The 17,090-nt window shown below is 69.4% G+C and carries 12 protein-coding genes; 9 read left to right on the top strand and 3 right to left on the bottom strand.

What is annotated here, in order from left to right:
- The coding region (locus tag V6V89_RS33195) for a carbohydrate-binding protein (protein WP_334623501.1) at nt 1-472 on the top strand (472 nt) is incomplete at its 5' end.
- A 182-nt stretch (nt 473-654) separates the two neighbouring features.
- On the top strand, nt 655-2,073 hold the full coding sequence (locus tag V6V89_RS33190) for a family 43 glycosylhydrolase (RefSeq protein ID WP_334623500.1): 1,419 nt from the start codon (nt 655-657) through the stop codon (nt 2,071-2,073).
- A 212-nt stretch (nt 2,074-2,285) separates the two neighbouring features.
- On the opposite strand, the gene V6V89_RS33185 is transcribed toward V6V89_RS33190, so the two are convergent.
- Nucleotides 2,286-2,789 carry a hypothetical protein gene (locus V6V89_RS33185; protein ID WP_334623499.1) on the bottom strand — a complete coding sequence of 168 codons (504 nt, stop codon included), beginning with the start codon at nt 2,787-2,789 and terminating at the stop codon, nt 2,286-2,288.
- Nucleotides 2,790-3,847: 1,058 nt separating this feature from the next.
- Here V6V89_RS33185 and V6V89_RS33180 point away from each other — a divergent pair.
- Nucleotides 3,848-3,997 carry a hypothetical protein gene (locus tag V6V89_RS33180; protein WP_334623498.1) on the top strand — a complete coding sequence of 50 codons (150 nt, stop codon included), beginning with the start codon at nt 3,848-3,850 and terminating at the stop codon, nt 3,995-3,997.
- A 312-nt stretch (nt 3,998-4,309) separates the two neighbouring features.
- On the opposite strand, the gene V6V89_RS33175 is transcribed toward V6V89_RS33180, so the two are convergent.
- Nucleotides 4,310-8,128, bottom strand: a complete 3,819-nt coding sequence (locus V6V89_RS33175; RefSeq protein ID WP_334623497.1) for a S8 family serine peptidase — start codon at nt 8,126-8,128, stop codon at nt 4,310-4,312.
- Between the two features lie 201 nt (nt 8,129-8,329).
- Nucleotides 8,330-9,163, bottom strand: a complete 834-nt coding sequence (locus V6V89_RS33170; RefSeq protein WP_334623496.1) for an SDR family oxidoreductase — start codon at nt 9,161-9,163, stop codon at nt 8,330-8,332.
- Between the two features lie 35 nt (nt 9,164-9,198).
- On the opposite strand from V6V89_RS33170, the gene V6V89_RS33165 reads away from it, so the two are divergent.
- The 6 genes from V6V89_RS33165 (at nt 9,199) to V6V89_RS33140 (ending at nt 17,066) form a co-directional block, all read left to right on the top strand.
- Nucleotides 9,199-9,561: a hypothetical protein gene (locus V6V89_RS33165; protein ID WP_334623495.1), complete on the top strand. Its 363-nt coding sequence runs from the start codon at nt 9,199-9,201 to the stop codon at nt 9,559-9,561.
- Nucleotides 9,562-9,605: 44 nt separating this feature from the next.
- The gene (secD, locus tag V6V89_RS33160; RefSeq protein ID WP_334623494.1) at nt 9,606-11,807 is read left to right on the top strand and encodes a protein translocase subunit SecD; all 2,202 of its coding nucleotides are present in this window, start codon (nt 9,606-9,608) and stop codon (nt 11,805-11,807) included.
- Between the two features lie 825 nt (nt 11,808-12,632).
- Nucleotides 12,633-13,118: a (2Fe-2S)-binding protein gene (locus V6V89_RS33155; protein WP_334623502.1), complete on the top strand. Its 486-nt coding sequence runs from the start codon at nt 12,633-12,635 to the stop codon at nt 13,116-13,118.
- A gap of 3 nt (nt 13,119-13,121) precedes the next feature.
- Complete coding sequence (locus tag V6V89_RS33150) at nt 13,122-14,102, top strand: FAD binding domain-containing protein (protein WP_334623493.1); 981 nt, start codon at nt 13,122-13,124, stop codon at nt 14,100-14,102.
- Complete coding sequence (locus tag V6V89_RS33145; protein ID WP_334623492.1) at nt 14,099-16,294, top strand: xanthine dehydrogenase family protein molybdopterin-binding subunit; 2,196 nt, start codon at nt 14,099-14,101, stop codon at nt 16,292-16,294. The genes V6V89_RS33150 and V6V89_RS33145 overlap by 4 nt, the downstream gene beginning before the upstream one ends.
- A 262-nt stretch (nt 16,295-16,556) precedes the next feature.
- Nucleotides 16,557-17,066, top strand: a complete 510-nt coding sequence (locus tag V6V89_RS33140; protein WP_334623491.1) for a MarR family winged helix-turn-helix transcriptional regulator — start codon at nt 16,557-16,559, stop codon at nt 17,064-17,066.
- The last annotated feature ends 24 nt before the right edge of the window (nt 17,067-17,090 follow it).

The following is a 17,090-nucleotide window of genomic DNA, read 5'->3' as shown; positions in this document are numbered from 1 at the left end:
CGGCGACACCGCCGCCCGCGACCGCCTCCCATCCGACGCAGCCGGCTCCAACACCAGATGGGAGTTCGTCCCCGGCTCGGAAGAGCCCACAGGCCAACGGTACGAGGCGGAAAACTCACCAGCGGTGTGCCAAGGCACGATCGACTCCAACCACACCGGCTTCTCCGGCAGCGGATTCTGCAACGGCACCAACGCAGTCGGCGCCTACTCCGAACTCACAGTGAACGCGGCCGCCGCCGGCACGGCCACACTCGCAGTCCGATTCGCCAACGGCACCAGCGGCGCCCGCCCGGCCAGCCTGGTCATCAACGGAACCACCGTCGCGACCGTGTCCTTCGAAAGCACCAGCACATGGACGGCATGGACCACCAAAACCCTGACCGCCGCGCTGAACACCGGCAGCAACACCGTCCGGCTGGTACCCACCACAGCAGACGGCCTACCGAACATCGACGCCATCGACGTCCGATAGACCAACCACCCGACCTTCAAGTCACCAACAGCAACAGGAGCTTTTTCTCATGCGCACAACCGCGGGAGTTGCCGGCAACACCGCCCCCTTGATCCGGGCCAGCGGTGCCGCGGACGCGCTGGCGCCTTGACAGCCGGATCACGGGGTACGCCCCGCCGTCCCCATCCTAGAAAGGCGATGACGTGCACGCTTCTCGACGAACGCTCACCCGCCGTGCCGGAGCCAGCGCCATCGTCTTGACCGCGGTGGCTGCTCTGGTCGTCGTACCGGGCTCGGTCGCGTCCGCGGACACGATTCCGACCGGTGCGCAGTCGCTGGAGTCAGTCAACCAGGCCGGCCGGTACATGCGACACCTCAACTCCACCGGGCAGATCGCGCCGGTGACGGCGGGCAGCGACGCGCAGACCAAGCGCGACGCGACCTTCACGATCGTGAACGGTCTGGCGTCGCCGGCGTGCTATTCGTTCCAGACCAAGAGTGGGCTGTTCCTGCGGCATCGCGACTACCGGCTGAGGGTCGACGCCAACACCGGCGATGCGACGTTCCGGGGCGATGCGACGTTCTGCCCGGTCGCGGGATCTGTTGCCGGCTCGGTCTCGCTGGTCTCGCACAACTACCCGAGCCGGCGGATCCGGCACCGGGATTCCGCGCTCTGGCTGGATACCTACCAGTCCACCGCCCAGTTCCAGGCGGACAGCTCGTTTCGCATCACGGCGCCATGGGCGCCGAAGACGACCCAAGGCCCGGTCATCCCGGGATTGTTCGCCGACCCGCACATCATGAATTTCAACGGCCGCTACTACCTGTATCCGACCACGGACGGGTACGCGAGCTGGAGCGGCACGTACTACAAGGCGTTCTCCTCCACCGACCTGGTGAACTGGACCGACCACGGCGTTATCCTCAACCACGGGCCCGACGTATCGTGGGCGGACAACTCTGCCTGGGCACCAGCGGTCGCGGCCAGGAACGGCCGGTACTACCTCTACTTCTCCGGCGGACTCGCTAGCGGGAACACCGCTAAGCAGCTCGGCGTGGCGGTCGCTGACTCGCCCACCGGCCCGTTCCGGGACGCGTTGGGACGACCGCTGATCCGTAGCGGTCAATACTCCGGGCAGGCGATCGACCCGATGGTCTTCACCGACGACGACGGGCAGTCGTACCTGTACTGGGGGCAGGGCGCCGCGCGGGTAGTGCCGTTGAACAACGACATGACCTCATTCGATCCGGCTCGCGTGCGGGTCATCACCCCGTCTGGGTACAACGAGGGGGCGTTCGTGTTCAAACGCAATGGCGTCTACTACTTCATGTGGTCCGAGAACGACACCCGCAGCGAGGACTACCGGGTCGCGTACGCCACCGGCTCCTCACCACTCGGCCCGTGGACCAAACGCGGTGTCGTGCTGCAGAAGCGGCTCGACGCCGGCATCAAGGGCACCGGTCATCACTCCGTGGTCCGCGCACCCGGCACCGACACCTGGTACGTGGCATACCACCGATTCGCCGTACCGGCCGGCAACGGCACGAACCGCGAAACCACCATCGACCGCATGGAATTCAACACCGACGGCACCATCCGGCCAATCGTGCCCACTCTTTAACAGACGCGCAGCCAGTAAGCTCCTGCCGGCAGGCACGGCCGGGACAGGGTTGCTTCCCGGAGGATCTGTTGGCACGTTCGTTCGTAGGCGTGGCGGCTGCTGTGCGGTCTCGTCGTACTCGTCGCTGGCACACGCAAACGACTGCTGGGCAGTCCCCGCCGCATACACACGGCGCTGCTGTGGGTCGACGGCTGGGGGTGAATCGGCAGGATTCATGAACGGCTGGTGTGCCGGGCGCTGACGGGTAAAAGGAGCAGGATGCCGGCCGTCAGCGCGAGTGAAAGCAGCACGCCGTCCGCGACCAGCGACCCGACCAGGAGGGGCGGTGTCCAGTCCGGTATCTGGTTGCCGTGCTGGCTGGCCCAGTCGGTGACCGTCCAGATGAGGTAGGCGAGCTCGGTTACGGCGAAGTTCGCGGCGGCGCCTGGTACGAAGCAGAACATCAGTGCCGCCAGCCCGATCCGCCCGGACCGACTCTGGCCCCGTGCGCGCCGCAGCAGCGAAACCGTGCCGATCGCTGCGGCGACGCCGACGACGGCAACCACGCCGATCACGAGCAAGGCGACCGGGTAGTCCTCGATGTGATCGCGCCACACCCACGTCATCGTGAACAGCCCAACCGTGTTGGCCACCACGTCGAGCGTGCCCACCCACACGCCGATCCAGACCAGCATCAGCCCCACAGCGAACGGCCTCGGGCACGTCTGCTTCACCATGGGTGTCGCTGCCGGCGGGGCTCTGCGGACTTGACCTTGCCCATGACCACAGACCGTACAGTCGAAGGTCAACAACCAGTCGCGTATCGCACGGTGACTCAGTCGCCGAGTCGCCTGGGCGGCCGGCGGAATCGTGTCCACCGTCGGCGACCTCACCTGCTTCCTCACCAACGTCAACAGCGACGGCTGTGACTACCCGTCCCAGGTCTGATGTCCAGCGCACGCGGTTCGTGTTGTGGTATTCCACCCGCGTGCTGGGCAATGACGTCGGAACGGTAAGCCCCGATGCTTCCATGAACGGGGTGAAGAAGGGAAACACGGCTCGGACTGCCGATTGTCCTGGCGCGCCAGCGGCGAAGCGCTGGCGCACAGCGGCCAGGTCTTTGGCCCGGTGGTTCCTGGCGAAGCCGGTCGGCATCCGGCCCGGAAATGCCTCCGCCACGGCGTACAGATAGGGGCTGTCGGTGAAGTCGCCCGCGCCGTCAGACCGGGCCCACTGCGCGGCCACGATGCCAACCAGCTCACCCGGTGCCACCGGGTCGCCGATCTGCGCCATCCGCACCCGATCGAAGCTGTCCGCTCCCGTCGTCATCCCCGATTCGGGAGAGTCGAACGAGCGATAAAAGCTGTAGCCGGCCTCCACGAAACCGAGCGTGGCGGACGGCTCGGGCACGGTCATCGAGACCGGCTTGGCCATCCGGGCGTCGAAGGTGATGGCGCGGTTCCGGGTCAAGTTGACGACCGGCTGCATCAACAGGGCCGTTCCCTGAGCCGCCTCGATGTACGCACCCAGGTTGTAGCGTCCTTTGGGCAGCCGCACGGTCGAGGTGCCGTCGGCGTTCACCCTGAGCCATGCCCATACCGGTTGATCCCACCCGATCACCCTCGGGAAGGCGTTGTGCGTCGGCGAGCCGTCGTGGTCAAGGAAGGAGACGGTCAGGTCGTAGCTTTCCGGTTCCCTGTGGATGCCGACCGGAGTGACCACGCGGGTCGACCCGGCGACAGCTACCAGGGCGCCCGAATAGAGTCCCGCCGGGTGGACGCCGGACGGATCCGCCGTGACAGTCACCTGCGCCTTGCCGCCGGCCGGCACGGTCACCCTGTCGGCGCTGACGGTGAACATCCCGGCTGCCGCGGTGACGCCATCCGGGCCGGTCACGGTGAGAGCCAACGCCAAGGTGACGTCGGCGTCGCCGGTGTTGCGGTAGGTCACCGCACGGGCGTCCGGGCCGCCCTCGTACGGCCAAACCTGCCGGCCAAACGACACACTGGCTGGTTCGGTGATCACCGTCTGGGCGGCCGCGCGGGCCACGTCGATCCGGCCAGCGCCCTGCTGGTACGCGGTCGAGCAGCCGCATGCGCACCGCGACGTGGAGCGCCTCCGGCTACGTCGAGAGACTCGGCGGCCTCCAGCACGGCTCCGCACCGCCGACCACGATCCAGATCCGCTAAGGCCAGCGAGACCAGTTCCGCAGTCTTACCTCCATTAGCCGGCCGCCGCCTGGGGTGTTGGTCACCGGTCAGGGTTCGCTGCCCCAGACGAGCTGACCCTGATAGTGCACGGTGACCCGGGTCCAGTCGGCGGAGGCGGTCTTCGTCGGGTCGAACGAGTGGTCGTTGGTCTGCGTGTAGTTCGTCCAGTCAGACTTGTTCCACCGGCTCTGGATGGCGCCGGTGTTCGCACCGGCGTCCAGCGTGCCGGAGGCGAACGACAGCTCCAGGTAGGTGTCGGCGCCCGGCCGTGGCGCGCCCAGCGAAGTGAACGACCCGGTCACCGCGGCGCAGCCGATCGCGGCGAAGTCGCAGTGGTACTGCTGCGACTGGGCGCCATCGGCGGTGTACCAGTACCGGATCTTGACGTTTGCCAGCGAGACCGGGTTGGTGCCGGTGTTGACCAGCCGCAGCTGATTGCCGATCTGGTTGGTGGTCGCGGCGGCGCTGCCCACCTGGTACTGCGCCTTCAACGAAACCGGCGGTGGCGGCGCAGTGGTGCCGCCCAGCCGGTACGCGCGGATGATGGTCTGGTCCACCGTGTTGCCACCGGCGTCCTGCGCCTGCGACCGCAGCGACACGAAGCCGTCGCCGGCCGGGTGGGTCACCGTAACCGTACGGGCGTCACCTGAGCCGGACACCGTGGCCGGCTGCCAGGTGACACCGTCGTCATAGGACACGTTGACGGTGAGGCTCTGCAATGCCGACGCGGCCACCCCCGGCTGGCGGTCGATCGCGACCGGGAAACTGTACGCGGTGCTGGACGGTGCCCGGTTGCGGTCGTCCAGGTTCGGCTGGAACCGGGTGACCATCAGCGGCAGCCGCGTGGGCGGCCAGTCCGGTGTGGACTGTGACTGGAACGTCCACGCCACGCTGGTGCGGGTCGCGAAGTCGGAGACGGTGCCGCGCGTGGCGTCGAGGGTCAGCCGGTAGCTGGCGGCCGCCGCCGGCACGGTGAACGTGGCGAAGCCGGGGCTGTCGCTCTCGCCCACCAGCGTCCCGCCGCGGAACAAGGCGACCCGCGCGGTCGTCGTGACCGAGGTCCCGGCGTGACCGGACTGGTCGCCGTAGGGCGGCAACTCCAGGTTGATCACGTCGCCGGAGCGGCTCGCCCACCGGCCCGGACCGGTCGGCCCCAGCAGCCCAGGCACGAACGGGCCGGCGTTCCACCGGTCGGTGTACGAGCCGGGCGACAGCGCCGTCGCGGCGGTCTCCAAAACGGTGTCGGGGCCTTGGCTCGGGAATGTCGGTGTCGACGACTCCGCGTAGACGCGGCTCCACAGCAGGCTGTCGGTCGTGTAGTACTCGGTCCGGGTGGCAGGCAGGGTGAACGGCATCCGGTCCGTTATGGATATCCATCCGAGCCGGTTGACCAGCGGCGCGGTATGTGCGTGCTGCCAGCCGTACCGCTGCGTCGCGGTCTGCGCCGCATAGCTGGTCTGGTAGGTGGCGAGCTGGCTGTCGCTCACGTGCCGTGTGACGCCGGTCGGGAACCGGCCGTCTTCGATCCAGCCGAGGTGGTAGGCGTACGGGCTGTCCAGGTAGTCGTTGTTCGGGCCTGGCTGCCCCCACGTCGTCACCGTCTGGGAGGCCATGTCGTTGGCCGTCACCACGGGGCCCAGGTGGCCCGAGGAGAGGCCGGTCAGCGAACGCAGGTCCCACCCGGAGAAGGACAGGCTGGCAGAGCGGATCATGTAGCCCATCAGCCCGTGCCGCAGCCGGGCGGTCGGGCGCGGGACCGTGACGGTCACCGGCGCGGCCAGCCGGGCGTCGACGTCCACAGTGGTGTCCGCGGTCACCTCAAGCACCGGCCGGACCAGCATGGTGTATTCGACGCCGGCACCCGTGGTGACGAGCGAGTCGAAGTGGTAACGCCCACGCGGTACCCGGATGGTCAGCGTTCCGTCCGGGTCGAACCGGCGCCAGGAGCGCTGCTGGTCGAGCCCGTACACGACAGTGGAGTACTCGGTGGCAAGTTGGCCCTGCCGGTCCAGGTGGCGCAGCGTGAGGTCGTAGCTCTCGCCTTCGCGGTCGACGGCGATCGGCGTGGTGGCGACCGCGACACCGCCGGCCGTCGCGGTGATCCGGCCGGTGTAGTAACCGTCCGGGCCGGCCACCTGGGTGTTGGCGGTGACCTGGACGCTGGCCTGACCGCCGGCCGGCACGCTGACCGAGGTGGCGCCAAGGCCGAACATGCCGGCGGGCGCCGGTGCACCGGCGGGGTCCATGACCGCCAGGGAGAGCGCCAGGGTGACCGGCGCGCTGCCGGCGTTGCGGTAGCTCACCGTACGGGTCACCGGGGTGTCGTCGGTATGCGGCCAGAGCTGGCGCCCCAGGCTGACGCTCGGCGGAGACGCGGTGAGCGTCGTGTTGATCGCCCGAGCCACGTCCACCCGCCCGGCGCCCTGGGCGTACGCGCTGACGCCGGAGGCCGATTGCGCCGACGCCATCAGAGCAGCCTTCAGTTCACCCGGTGTCCATGTTGGACGGCGCTGGGCCAGGATGGCGGCGGCGCCGGCCACGTGCGGGGTGGCCATCGAGGTGCCGCTCAACCGGGTGTAACGCCGCGCCGCACTTCCACCGGCCTGGTTGGACAGTGCGGCGTTGATGTCCACGCCGGGCCCGGTCAGGTCCGGCTTCAACGCCGCGTCGCCGATCCGGGGCCCCAGGCCGGAGAACGGGGCCAGCGCGTCCTGTTTGGTCACCGCGCCGACGGTGAGTGCCGCTTCCGCGCTGCCCGGCGAGTCCACCGTCTCCGGCCCCTGGTCACCGCGGTTGCCCGCCGCAATCACGAAGAGCGTGCCGTGGTCGGCGGTGAGCTGGTTGACCGCGGCCTCCTTGGGGTCGATGGTCTCGGTGTCCGGCCCGCCCACGCTCAGGTTGACCACGTCGGCGTGCTGGGTGGCGGCGGCCCACTCCAACCCGGCCACGATGGCCGAATCGGCGCACCGGCCGTCGACGCGGCAGACCCGGCCGTTGAGCAGCTTCGCGCCGGACGCGACGCCACGGTACTGGCCGCCGGACGCCGCACCGGTGCCGGCGATCGTGGACGCCACGTGGGTGCCGTGACCGTTCGGGTCGGTGGTGGTGTTGGACTCGCCCGTGAAGTCGGCCGCGGCGACGACCTGGCCCGCCAGGTCCGGGTGTGTCGTGTCGATGCCGGTGTCGAGCACCGCCACGGTCACACCGGTGCCGTCGTACCCCGCGGACCAGGCTGTCGGCGCTCCGATCTGCGGGACGCTCTGGTCGAGGCTGACCTGGCTCAGCCCGTCGAGCCACAGCCTGCCCACCCCGCTGCCGGTGGCCGTCGCCGCGGTCCAGAACCTTGCCGCGTCGCGCTTAGGGGTGCGGGCGGCGAACCCGTGGATGCTGGTCAGCGTTCGTGTTACCGCGGCGCCGGCGCCGGTCAGATCCGCGCGCCGCAGTTTGGCCTGGCTGTGCGCACCGCCGATCAGGATCGGTACCTCGCGGCTGGCCGCGTCGTCGTAGCCGAAGTCGATGAGCGTGGTCACGTCGAACAGCCGGAGATCCACCCGGCCCTCGGCGACCAGACGAGCCGCATCGCTGGGCACGACGATCAGGTGCCCGTGCTGGCGCTGGATCGAGAAGCGCACGGCGGCACGCTGCTGTCCGTCGGCGGGCGTGACCTCGACCAGCCCGCCGTCGGCGGCGACGCTGACCCGGTCGCCCGTGATCAGCGTGACGGTCTTGGCCGGCCGTTTGGTGGGTGGATCGCCGTTCGGATCGCCGGGCGCGGGTCCGGCGTTTGCGGGCGTCGGCCCGAGCAAGGACGCGGCCAGCACCGCGGCCGTGAAGAGGCCAAGGCCACGGCGAAGTTCGCTGTTCATGAGGGTCCCCCGTCAGATCACCCATCAACACGTACCGAACACAGATCGTCACACGACGGATCATCGATGGACAGTGCCTGGATTGGCGGATGATCTGGATCGACGCAAGTCACCCCACGTCCAATGATTCGGGCGTCCAGGTAATTGGACGCCTCGATGATCCAGCGTCTATCGCTCCCGCTGCCTGGTAGCCTCGCCCACTCAACGTCGGTGAACCTGGGCGAGGAACGTGCGTGCGCCGCGTAGCCGCGTGGTCAGTCGTGACTGCGTTTTGGTGCAGTCGAGGCGGACGTCGAGAGGACCCGGGATGCCGGTGTCGGCGCGCCTGCCGGTGGGCAGGGCGGTCTGGTCGAGACCGTCCCGGCGCGCGATGAGCACTCCTAGTTCGTACCGGGTGACGGCGTCGGTGCCGGCGACGTGGTGGATGCCGCGGTACGCGGATCTGGCCAGCTCCAGCAGCGCCGAAGCCAGGTCCGTGACGTGGACCGCACAGCGTACGTCGTCGGTGAAGAGGGCACCGGTCCTGGTGCCGGAGGCGAGCGCGTGCACCAGCTTCTCCTGGGGTGAGCCGCCGTCTCCGATGATCAACGAGGTTCGCGCGATGATGGCGGTCGGGTCCAGACCCTTGATCGCGGTTTCGGCCGCGGCCTTGGCGGCGCCGTAAGGGGTTGTGGGGTCGGGGTCGCACGCTTCGTCGTATCGCACCGTGGCGCCGGAGAAGACGGCGTCGCTGGACACATGCACCAGCCGGGCTCCGGCAGCGGCCGCCGCTGCGGCGACGTGCATGGCGCCGTCTGCGGTGGTTGCCCAGTCGGTCTGCCGGTACGCGGCGTTGATGATCACCGCAGGACGGGTCTGGTCGACCAGGGCCGCGACGTCGTTGCGGCGTCTGATGTCCAGCTTTCGCCAGTCGACGCCGGCGGTGGGCAGAGCGTGGTTGTGGAAGGTCGCCACGACGCGGTCGCCCGCGAGCAACGCCTGGCGTGTGACTTCTTGGCCGAGAAAGCCGCTACCGCCCACCACGAGCAAATCCATCCGCTCACCGTAAGGGTGCACGGTACCGTTCGAGGATGACCGCACGATGGTGGGCGCAGCGCCTGCCGATCGTCGTCGCGCTGCTGTTGACCACCATCGCGGTCACCGGGCCCGCTGAGACCACCCATCGGCACGATAAGGGCCAGACGGCCAACACCGTCCGGGCCGTGCTCGCCGCCCCGCTCTCGCCAGAGCTGCGCGCAAAGGTCGGGGTGCTGCTGGTCAAGCGGGGCGGGTCGGCAACCGCCGGTGTCGAGGTCGCCAGCGCCACCTGGTCCGCCGCGGTCATGTTGGCGCCGCCGGCGCTGTGGTGGGTGGTGCGTGCGGCCGCGGGGCAGCAGCGCCCGGGGCTCCACCGGCAGGTTTTCCAGGGCAGGGCGCCGCCAGCGACGCGGTGATTTCCCGCGTCCTGTCCGAACTGTCCTCAAAGGAGAATCTCATCGTGTCGCGCGCCGTTGCCGCGCGCGCTTTCCTCGCCCTCGTCGTGCTCGGCGTATGCGGGTGGCTGGTCGCCACCCGCCCGCCGAAGCTTGGGCTGGATCTGCGCGGCGGTACCCAGATAGTGCTGGAAACCAAAGACGGAGAACTGAATCAGGCCAACCGCGCCACCACCGACCAGACCCTGGAGGTGCTGCGCCGGCGGGTCGACGAGCTTGGCGTCACCGAACCGACACTCATCCGCGCCGGCGACCGCCGGATCATCGTCGAACTGCCCGGCGTCTCCGACCCCGCGACCGCTGTCGCGGTCATCGGAAAGACCGCACAGCTGACGTTCCACCCGGTGCTCGCGGCCGAGACCGGGGCCGACCGGGTACTGCCGGACGAAAGCGGCCGCAGGCTGCCGCTGGGCCCGGTGGAGCTTGCCGGGCAACGGATCGACGACGCGAACGCCGTCATCGGCGAACTCGGCGGCTGGGAGGTCGTGGTGAAGTTCGCCGACAGCCGGGCCGAACGCGACTGGCAGCGGCTGTCGGCGAAGCTGGCCTGCGCGCCGCTGGGTGACCCGACCCGGCGGTTGGCGATCGTCCTCGACGACAGGGTCCTCAGCTCGCCGGAGATGGGCGCCGAGGCGGTCTGCGACGTCGGGTACTCCGGCGACTCGATGCGTATCACCGGCCGCTTCACGGCCGCGGAGGCCAAGGATCTGGCCCTGCTGATCCGAGCCGGCGCGCTGCCGGTACCGGTGGAGATCGTCGAACAGCGGACCGTCGGGCCGACCCTGGGCCGCGCCGCGATCGACGCTTCGACGTGGGCCGCGCTGATCGGCGTGGCCGCCACGATGCTGTTCATCGCCGGCGTGTACCGCATCGCCGGCGGCCTCGCGGCAGTTGCGCTCGCCTCGTACGGCCTGGTCTCGTACGCGGCGCTGCTGGCGCTCGGAGCGACGCTGACCCTGCCCGGCCTCGCCGGGTTCGTGCTCGCGATAGGCATGGCGATCGACGCCAACGTGCTGGTTTTCGAACGGGCCAGAGAGGAGTTCGCAGGCGGCCGCCGGAGCCTGCTACGCGCCACCGAACGCGGCTTCGGCCGCGCCATGTCGGCCATCGCCGACTCGAACATCACCACCCTGCTCGCCGCGGCGTTGCTGTTCCTGTTCGCGTCGGGGCCGGTACGGGGATTCGGCGTCACGCTCAGCGTCGGGGTCCTGGCCTCGATGTTCACCGCGCTGATCGTGACCCGGCTGCTGTTGGAGGTGGCGCTGCGGCGGCGGTGGCTGTCGCGGCGACCGGCGTGGAGCGGCCTCGGTCACGCGGGCTGGGTGCGGCGGGCGATCGAGCGGCGCCAACCGGCCCTGATATCCCGTGGACGGCTGTGGCTCGCGGTGTCCACAGTGGCGGTGATTCTCGCGGTCGCCGGTATCGCGTCTCGCGGGTTGAATCTGGGCGTCGAATTCACCGGCGGCCGGATGGTCGAGTACACCACGACGCAACCGCTGTCGACCGACGCCGCCCGCGCCGCCGTCGAGTCGACCGGCCTGCCGCACGCCGTGGTGAACGAGTCCGGGGACGGCAACGTTTCGGTACGGGCCGGTCGCTTCGACGACGACACCGAGCGGCGGGTCCGCGCCGCGCTCGCCGAAGCGGCTGCGGGCACCGCGACACCGGTGCGGGACGAGCTGATCGGCCCGAGCCTGGGCGCCGAACTGCGGCGCAACGCCGCCGTCGCGCTCACCGTGGCACTCGCCGCGCAGCTGCTGTATCTGACCGTCCGGTTCCAATGGCGGTGGAGCGCCGCCGCGGTGCTGGCGATGCTGCACGACGTGATACTGGTGATCGGGGTGTTCGCGTGGCTGGGTCGCCCGGTCGACGGCGTGTTCCTCGCCGCGCTGCTGACCGTCATCGGCTACTCGGTGAACGACACCGTCGTGGTCTTCGACCGGTTCAGGGAGCTCGTCCGGGGCAAGCCACGCCGCCGCGACATCGCCGAGCTCGCCAACCGGGCCTGCCTGCAAACCATCCCGCGTACGGTCAATACCGGTCTGGGCGCGGTCTTTATCCTCGGCGCGCTCGCGGTGCTGGGCAGCGGGTCGCTTGTGGACTTCGCGGTGGCGCTGCTGGTCGGCGTCGGCGTCGGCACGTACTCGTCCGTGTTTCTCGCCACGCCGCTTGCTGTCAGGTTCCAACCCGGCACCGCGCGGCGATGAGCTGTGGCCCGGCCCGTTGCGGGCCGGGCCACCCTGGCCATCACCGACCTGTACCAGATCAAGGCTGTGGCGATCGACATGGCCGGTACACGAGGTCGACACCGGCGTCTACCGGCTGCGCATCCTCAACGGCTCCAACGCTAGGCACTATGAACTCGAGGCCGTCGCCGAGGACGGCCGCCCGCTTCCGCTGATCCAGATCGGCGCCGACCAGGGGCTGCTCGCGGTGTCGCGTATCCGGGCAGGTAGCCCATCAGTCACGCTATACCGACCGACCGACCGGCGCCGGCATGACAGTTCGTTTGCGCCGCGACCGCGGCCAGCTCCGCATACGGCAATCTCGCTCGCTCATACGGCAATCTCGCTCGCTCGCGCATTGGCAGGCGCGAAGAAGGCTGGCGCGCATAAGGTCGGCCCGACGCGGCGACCTTCGCGAGCCTAGGACGGGACTCCTAACGGGCGGCGCAGCTCGACGTCAGCCATGAGCCGTAGCATTGCACATAGCGATCAACTTGATCGGAAATCATCGCTTTCCTTAGTACGCCGGCGAACATAGCGTCAATGATCTGACGACGTACGGCACAGTCAGTTCGGCTACCGCGGCAGACCGGGGCCGACCGTCTCGGCCCCGCTTGGGTCTTCCAAACCTGGCTTGGGCCTTAGCGGCTACCCACCAAGGAGCGGTACATGGCAGAGTCGGCGCCGACTCCCGAGCACCTGTCCAGCCCTCGCGGCGCACCCCTGGTAGCGCTCAGCCTGACGGACGTACGGACGCGGGTGGCCGAGGCGGACGACTTCCTGCTCGCACAGCCCGTCGCGGGGGTCATGTCGAGCCCGATCTCGGTAATCGTCAACGGGCGGCCGCACAGTGGCATGGTGGATAACCGCACGTCGCTGCTGGATCTACTGCGAGAGCAAGTGGGTCTGACCGGGACGAAGAAGGGTTGCGACGCCGGGGCGTGCGGGGCGTGCACGGTGCTGGTCGAGGGCCGCCGCGTCAACGCGTGCCTCACCCTTGCCGTACGCCTGGACGGCGCCGAGGTTACGACAATCGAAGGATTGGCCGGCCGGCAAGGCGACGAGCTGCATCCACTGCAGCAGGCGTTCATCGACCAGGACGCCTTCCAATGTGGGTTCTGCACACCTGGGCAGATCCTGTCCGGCGTCGCCTGTATCCGGGAAGGGCACAGCGGCTCTCCCGAAGAGATCCGCGAGTGGATGAGCGGCAACATCTGCCGCTGCGGCTGCTACGTGAAGATTGTCAAAGCAGTCGAGCAGACCGCGGTCGAGCAGACCGCTGAGGAGGGGTGAGCCGTGTTCCCCTTCTCCTACACCAGAGTCAGCGACGTGCCGGCGGCGTTGGCGGCCGGCCATCGCGGTGGCCGGTACATCGCCGGCGGTACCACGCTGGTCGATCTGATGCGCGAAACCGTCGAACGCCCCGACGAGCTGGTCGACATCGATGCGCTGCCGCTACGCGGCATCGCGGCCACAACCGGCGGCGGGCTGCGGCTGGGTGCCTTGGTCCGCATGGCCGAGGCAGCGCGGCATCCGCTGGTCCGCACCGGATATCCCGTCGTGTCGCAGGCGCTGGAACTCAGCGCTTCTCCACAGCTGCGCAACATGGCCAGCCTCGGCGGCAACATCATGCAGCGCACCCGGTGCACCTACTTCCGTGACGTCTCCGCGGCGTGCAACAAACGGCAGCCCGGCTCCGGCTGCGCCGCTCTGGATGGCTACAACCGCACGCACGCGATCCTCGGTACCTCCGACGCGTGCGTAGCCACCCACCCCTCGGACCTCGCCGTGGCCCTTACCGCACTCGATGCGACCGTCCACCTGCTCGGACCCGACGGTGCCCGCCATGTGGCGATCGGCGACTTCCTGCTGTTGCCCGGCAGCACGCCGCAGCACGAACAGGCCATCCGGCCCGGCGAGCTGATCACCGCGATCGAGATTCCCGCCCATCCACGCCCGCTGGCCTCGGGCTACCTGAAGGTACGCGACCGCCAGTCCTACGAGTTCGCGCTGTGCTCCGCCGCGGTCGCGCTGCACGTGCGCGGCGGAGTGATCCGCGAGGCGAGGGCAGCGGCCGGTGGCGTGGGCACCGTGCCGTGGAAGCTGCGCGCGGTCGAGCAGCACCTCATCGGTCAGCGTCCGTCACCGGCGTTGTGGACCCGCGCGGCGCGTTACGCCACCGCCGGCGCCCGGCCGCTGCGCCACAACGGTTTCAAGGTCGAGTTGCTCATGCGCACGGTGGAGCGCCAGCTGCGCGTCGTAGGAGGTGGCATGTGACCGGTCAGCCAAATATCGCCGTCGGAGCGCCCACCTTGCGGGTGGAGGGCCGGCTCAAGGTAACCGGCGCCGCCCGATTCGCCGCCGACCACCCCATCGAGGGCGTCGTGCACGCCGTCGTGGTCGACGGCACCGTCGGCCGCGGCCGGATCACCGGCATCGGCGTCAGCGCCGCCACCACCCAGCCCGGCGTGCTCGCGGTGATCAGCCACGTGAACGCGCCGCAGCTGCCGTACCGGGACTACACCGGATCCACCAACCCGCCGGGACAGCGGCTGCGTGTCTTCCAGGACGACCAAATCCGTTTCTTCGGCCAGCCGGTCGCGGTCGTGGTCGCCGCGACGCTGCAGAGCGCGCAGCACGCCGCCAGCCTGGTCGAGGTGGCCTACGACACCGAGCATCCCTCGTACGACCTGGACTCCGCACCGACCAACGAACCCGTGACCTACGCGCGCGGCACCGCCGAGGAGGCGTTGGCCTCCGCAGCGGTGCAGCTGGACGTCACCTATCGGACCTCGCGCAACCACCACAACCCGATGGAGCCGCACGCGACCATCGCAGCCTGGGACGGTGACCGGCTGACCGTCTGGGACAAGACCCAATGGGTCGGCGGCACCCAGGCCGAACTCGCAGCCGTCTTCGGCCTGCCCCTCGGGTCGGTGCGGGTCCTCTCCCCGTTCGTCGGCGGCGGATTCGGCTCCGGTCTTCGCTGCTGGCCGCACGTGATCATCGCGGCGCTCGCGGCCCGTGAGCTCGACCGGCCGGTCAAGCTGGTACTGACCCGGCGGCAGATGTACTTCGGGACGGGGTTCCGGCCGGCGTACCGATACCGGCTACGGCTGGGCAGCGACGGGGACGGCCGGCTCAGCGCGGCGGCACACCACATCCGCGCCGAGACGTCACGGTACGAGAACTTCCAGGAGGGCATCCTCACGACCGGGCAGATGCTGTACAGCATGCCGCGCGTCAGCCAGGATTACCGCACGGTGTCGCTGGACGTGAACACGCCACTGTGGATGCGCGGGCCCGGCTATTCCACCGCCGCGCACGTCATCGAGTCGGCGATGGACGAACTCGCCTATCGCATCGGCGTCGACCCTGTCGAACTGCGCCACCGCAACGAGCCCACGCGAGACGAATCCACCGGTCTGCCCTTCTCCACCCGACGGTTGCGGGAGTGCCTCACCGTGGGAGCGCACGAGTTCGGCTGGCAGAACCGACCACGGGCGCCGCGCTCGCGGCGCGACGGTGACTTGTTGATCGGCACCGGCATGGCCGCCGGCGTCTACGACGCGACGCGCAACGCCGCGCAGGCCCGGGTCCGCCTCGACGCCGACGGCAGCGCCGTGGTCGAGGCCGCCAGCAGCGACATGGGTCCCGGCACCTACACCTCGATGACGCAGGTCGCCGCCGACTCCCTGGGGCTGGCCCTGGACAGCGTGCAGTTCCTGCTCGGTGACTCGCTGATGCCGCCGACCCCGATGCACGGCGCCTCGCAGACCATGGCCAGCGTCGGATCCGCCGTGCAGGACGGCAGCGACAAGGTCCGGCGACAGGCGATCACCCTCGCCGTCCAGGACGCGAATTCTCCGCTCTACGGCGCCGATCCCGACAAGGTGATCGTCCACCAAGGCCGGATGTCCCTACGCGATCAACCAGCCCGCGGTGAGACCTACAGCCAGCTGCTGTCCCGCCAGGGCCGTACCCACCTCGACGCACGTGGCTCCTTCGCCCCGCCACCACCGCCGGAGCGGTTCTCCTTGTACGGCTACGCCGCGACCTTCGCCGAAGTCGCCGTCGACGCCCACCTCGGCCTGGTCCGGGTACGCAGAATGCTCGGCGTCTACGACGCCGGCCGCATCGTCAACCCCACCCTGGCCGACAGCCAGGCAATCGGCGGCATGGTCGGCGGTATCGGCACCGCGCTGCTGGAACACACCGTCACCGACCCGCGCGACGGACGCATCGCCAACGCCAACCTCGCCGACTACCTGGTCCCCGTCAACGCCGACGTACCCAATCTGCGCGCCATCTACCTGCGCGGAGAGGACCGTGAGGTCGACCCGATCGGCGTCAAGGGCATCGGCGAGCTCGTCCACGTCGGCGTGGCACCCGCCATCGCCAACGCCGTCTTCCACGCCACCGGCCGGCGCATCCGCGAACTACCCATCACCGCCGAGATGCTGCAGTAGCCACCGGCCGTCGCAAACACCGTGGAGGTTCTCGCCCGTCGATCACCTGCCGCCATGGGAGAGGGCACCCGCCTACGCCGATCAGACGCCGACGGCCGTGTGGGGACAGCTCGGCACCACGCCGACACGAAGGCAGGTGGTGCGACAAGTACACGACGGGTCTGCTCGAGACGAGTTTCAAAGCGCCCGGATTGGTGAGAGTCCGGACACCGATGACCTACCATCAATCATCTAAGGAAGATAGTTCTTCGGAAGATGAGTGATGGCTGACCTGAAGCAGCTGTACCGGGAGCTGGTCTCGTTGGAGATCGAGCTGTGGAACGGCATCGAGGGGCGGTTGCGGGCCGAGTACGACCTGCCGCTGACCTCGTTCGAGGTGCTGCACCTGCTGTTGCGCCGGCCCGGGCCGCGGATCCAGGACATCGCGGAGGAGTTCTCGATCACGGTGGGCGGCACGAGCAAGGTGGTCGACCGTCTGGAGGCGGCGGGCTTGTGCGAGCGGCGGGCCAATCCGAACGACCGCCGTTCCTCGGTCGTCGAGTTGACGCCTGAGGGGCGGAAGCTGGTCGACGGGGCGCTGGAGGTCTTCGAGGAAGAGCTGGAGCTGCGGATCGGGTCGGTGATTCCCGAGCAGTCCGTGCGCGAGGTAACGGTGGTTCTCGGCACGCTGCGGGCAGCCGGACGGGCCCTGGACGCGGAGCGGAAGGCCGCCGAGCAAACGCCGGTGCCGGGCACGCGGGCGCCGAAGCAGCCTGGCCGGCCGGCGTCGTGAGCCGCGACGCCCGCGCAGTGCCCG

It is taken from the genome of Micromonospora sp. CPCC 206061 (assembly GCF_036906915.1).
Lineage (GTDB): Bacteria > Actinomycetota > Actinomycetes > Mycobacteriales > Micromonosporaceae > Phytohabitans.
Note: the sequence above shows the minus strand (reverse complement) of the source record. Positions and strands in the feature narration are given on the sequence as shown.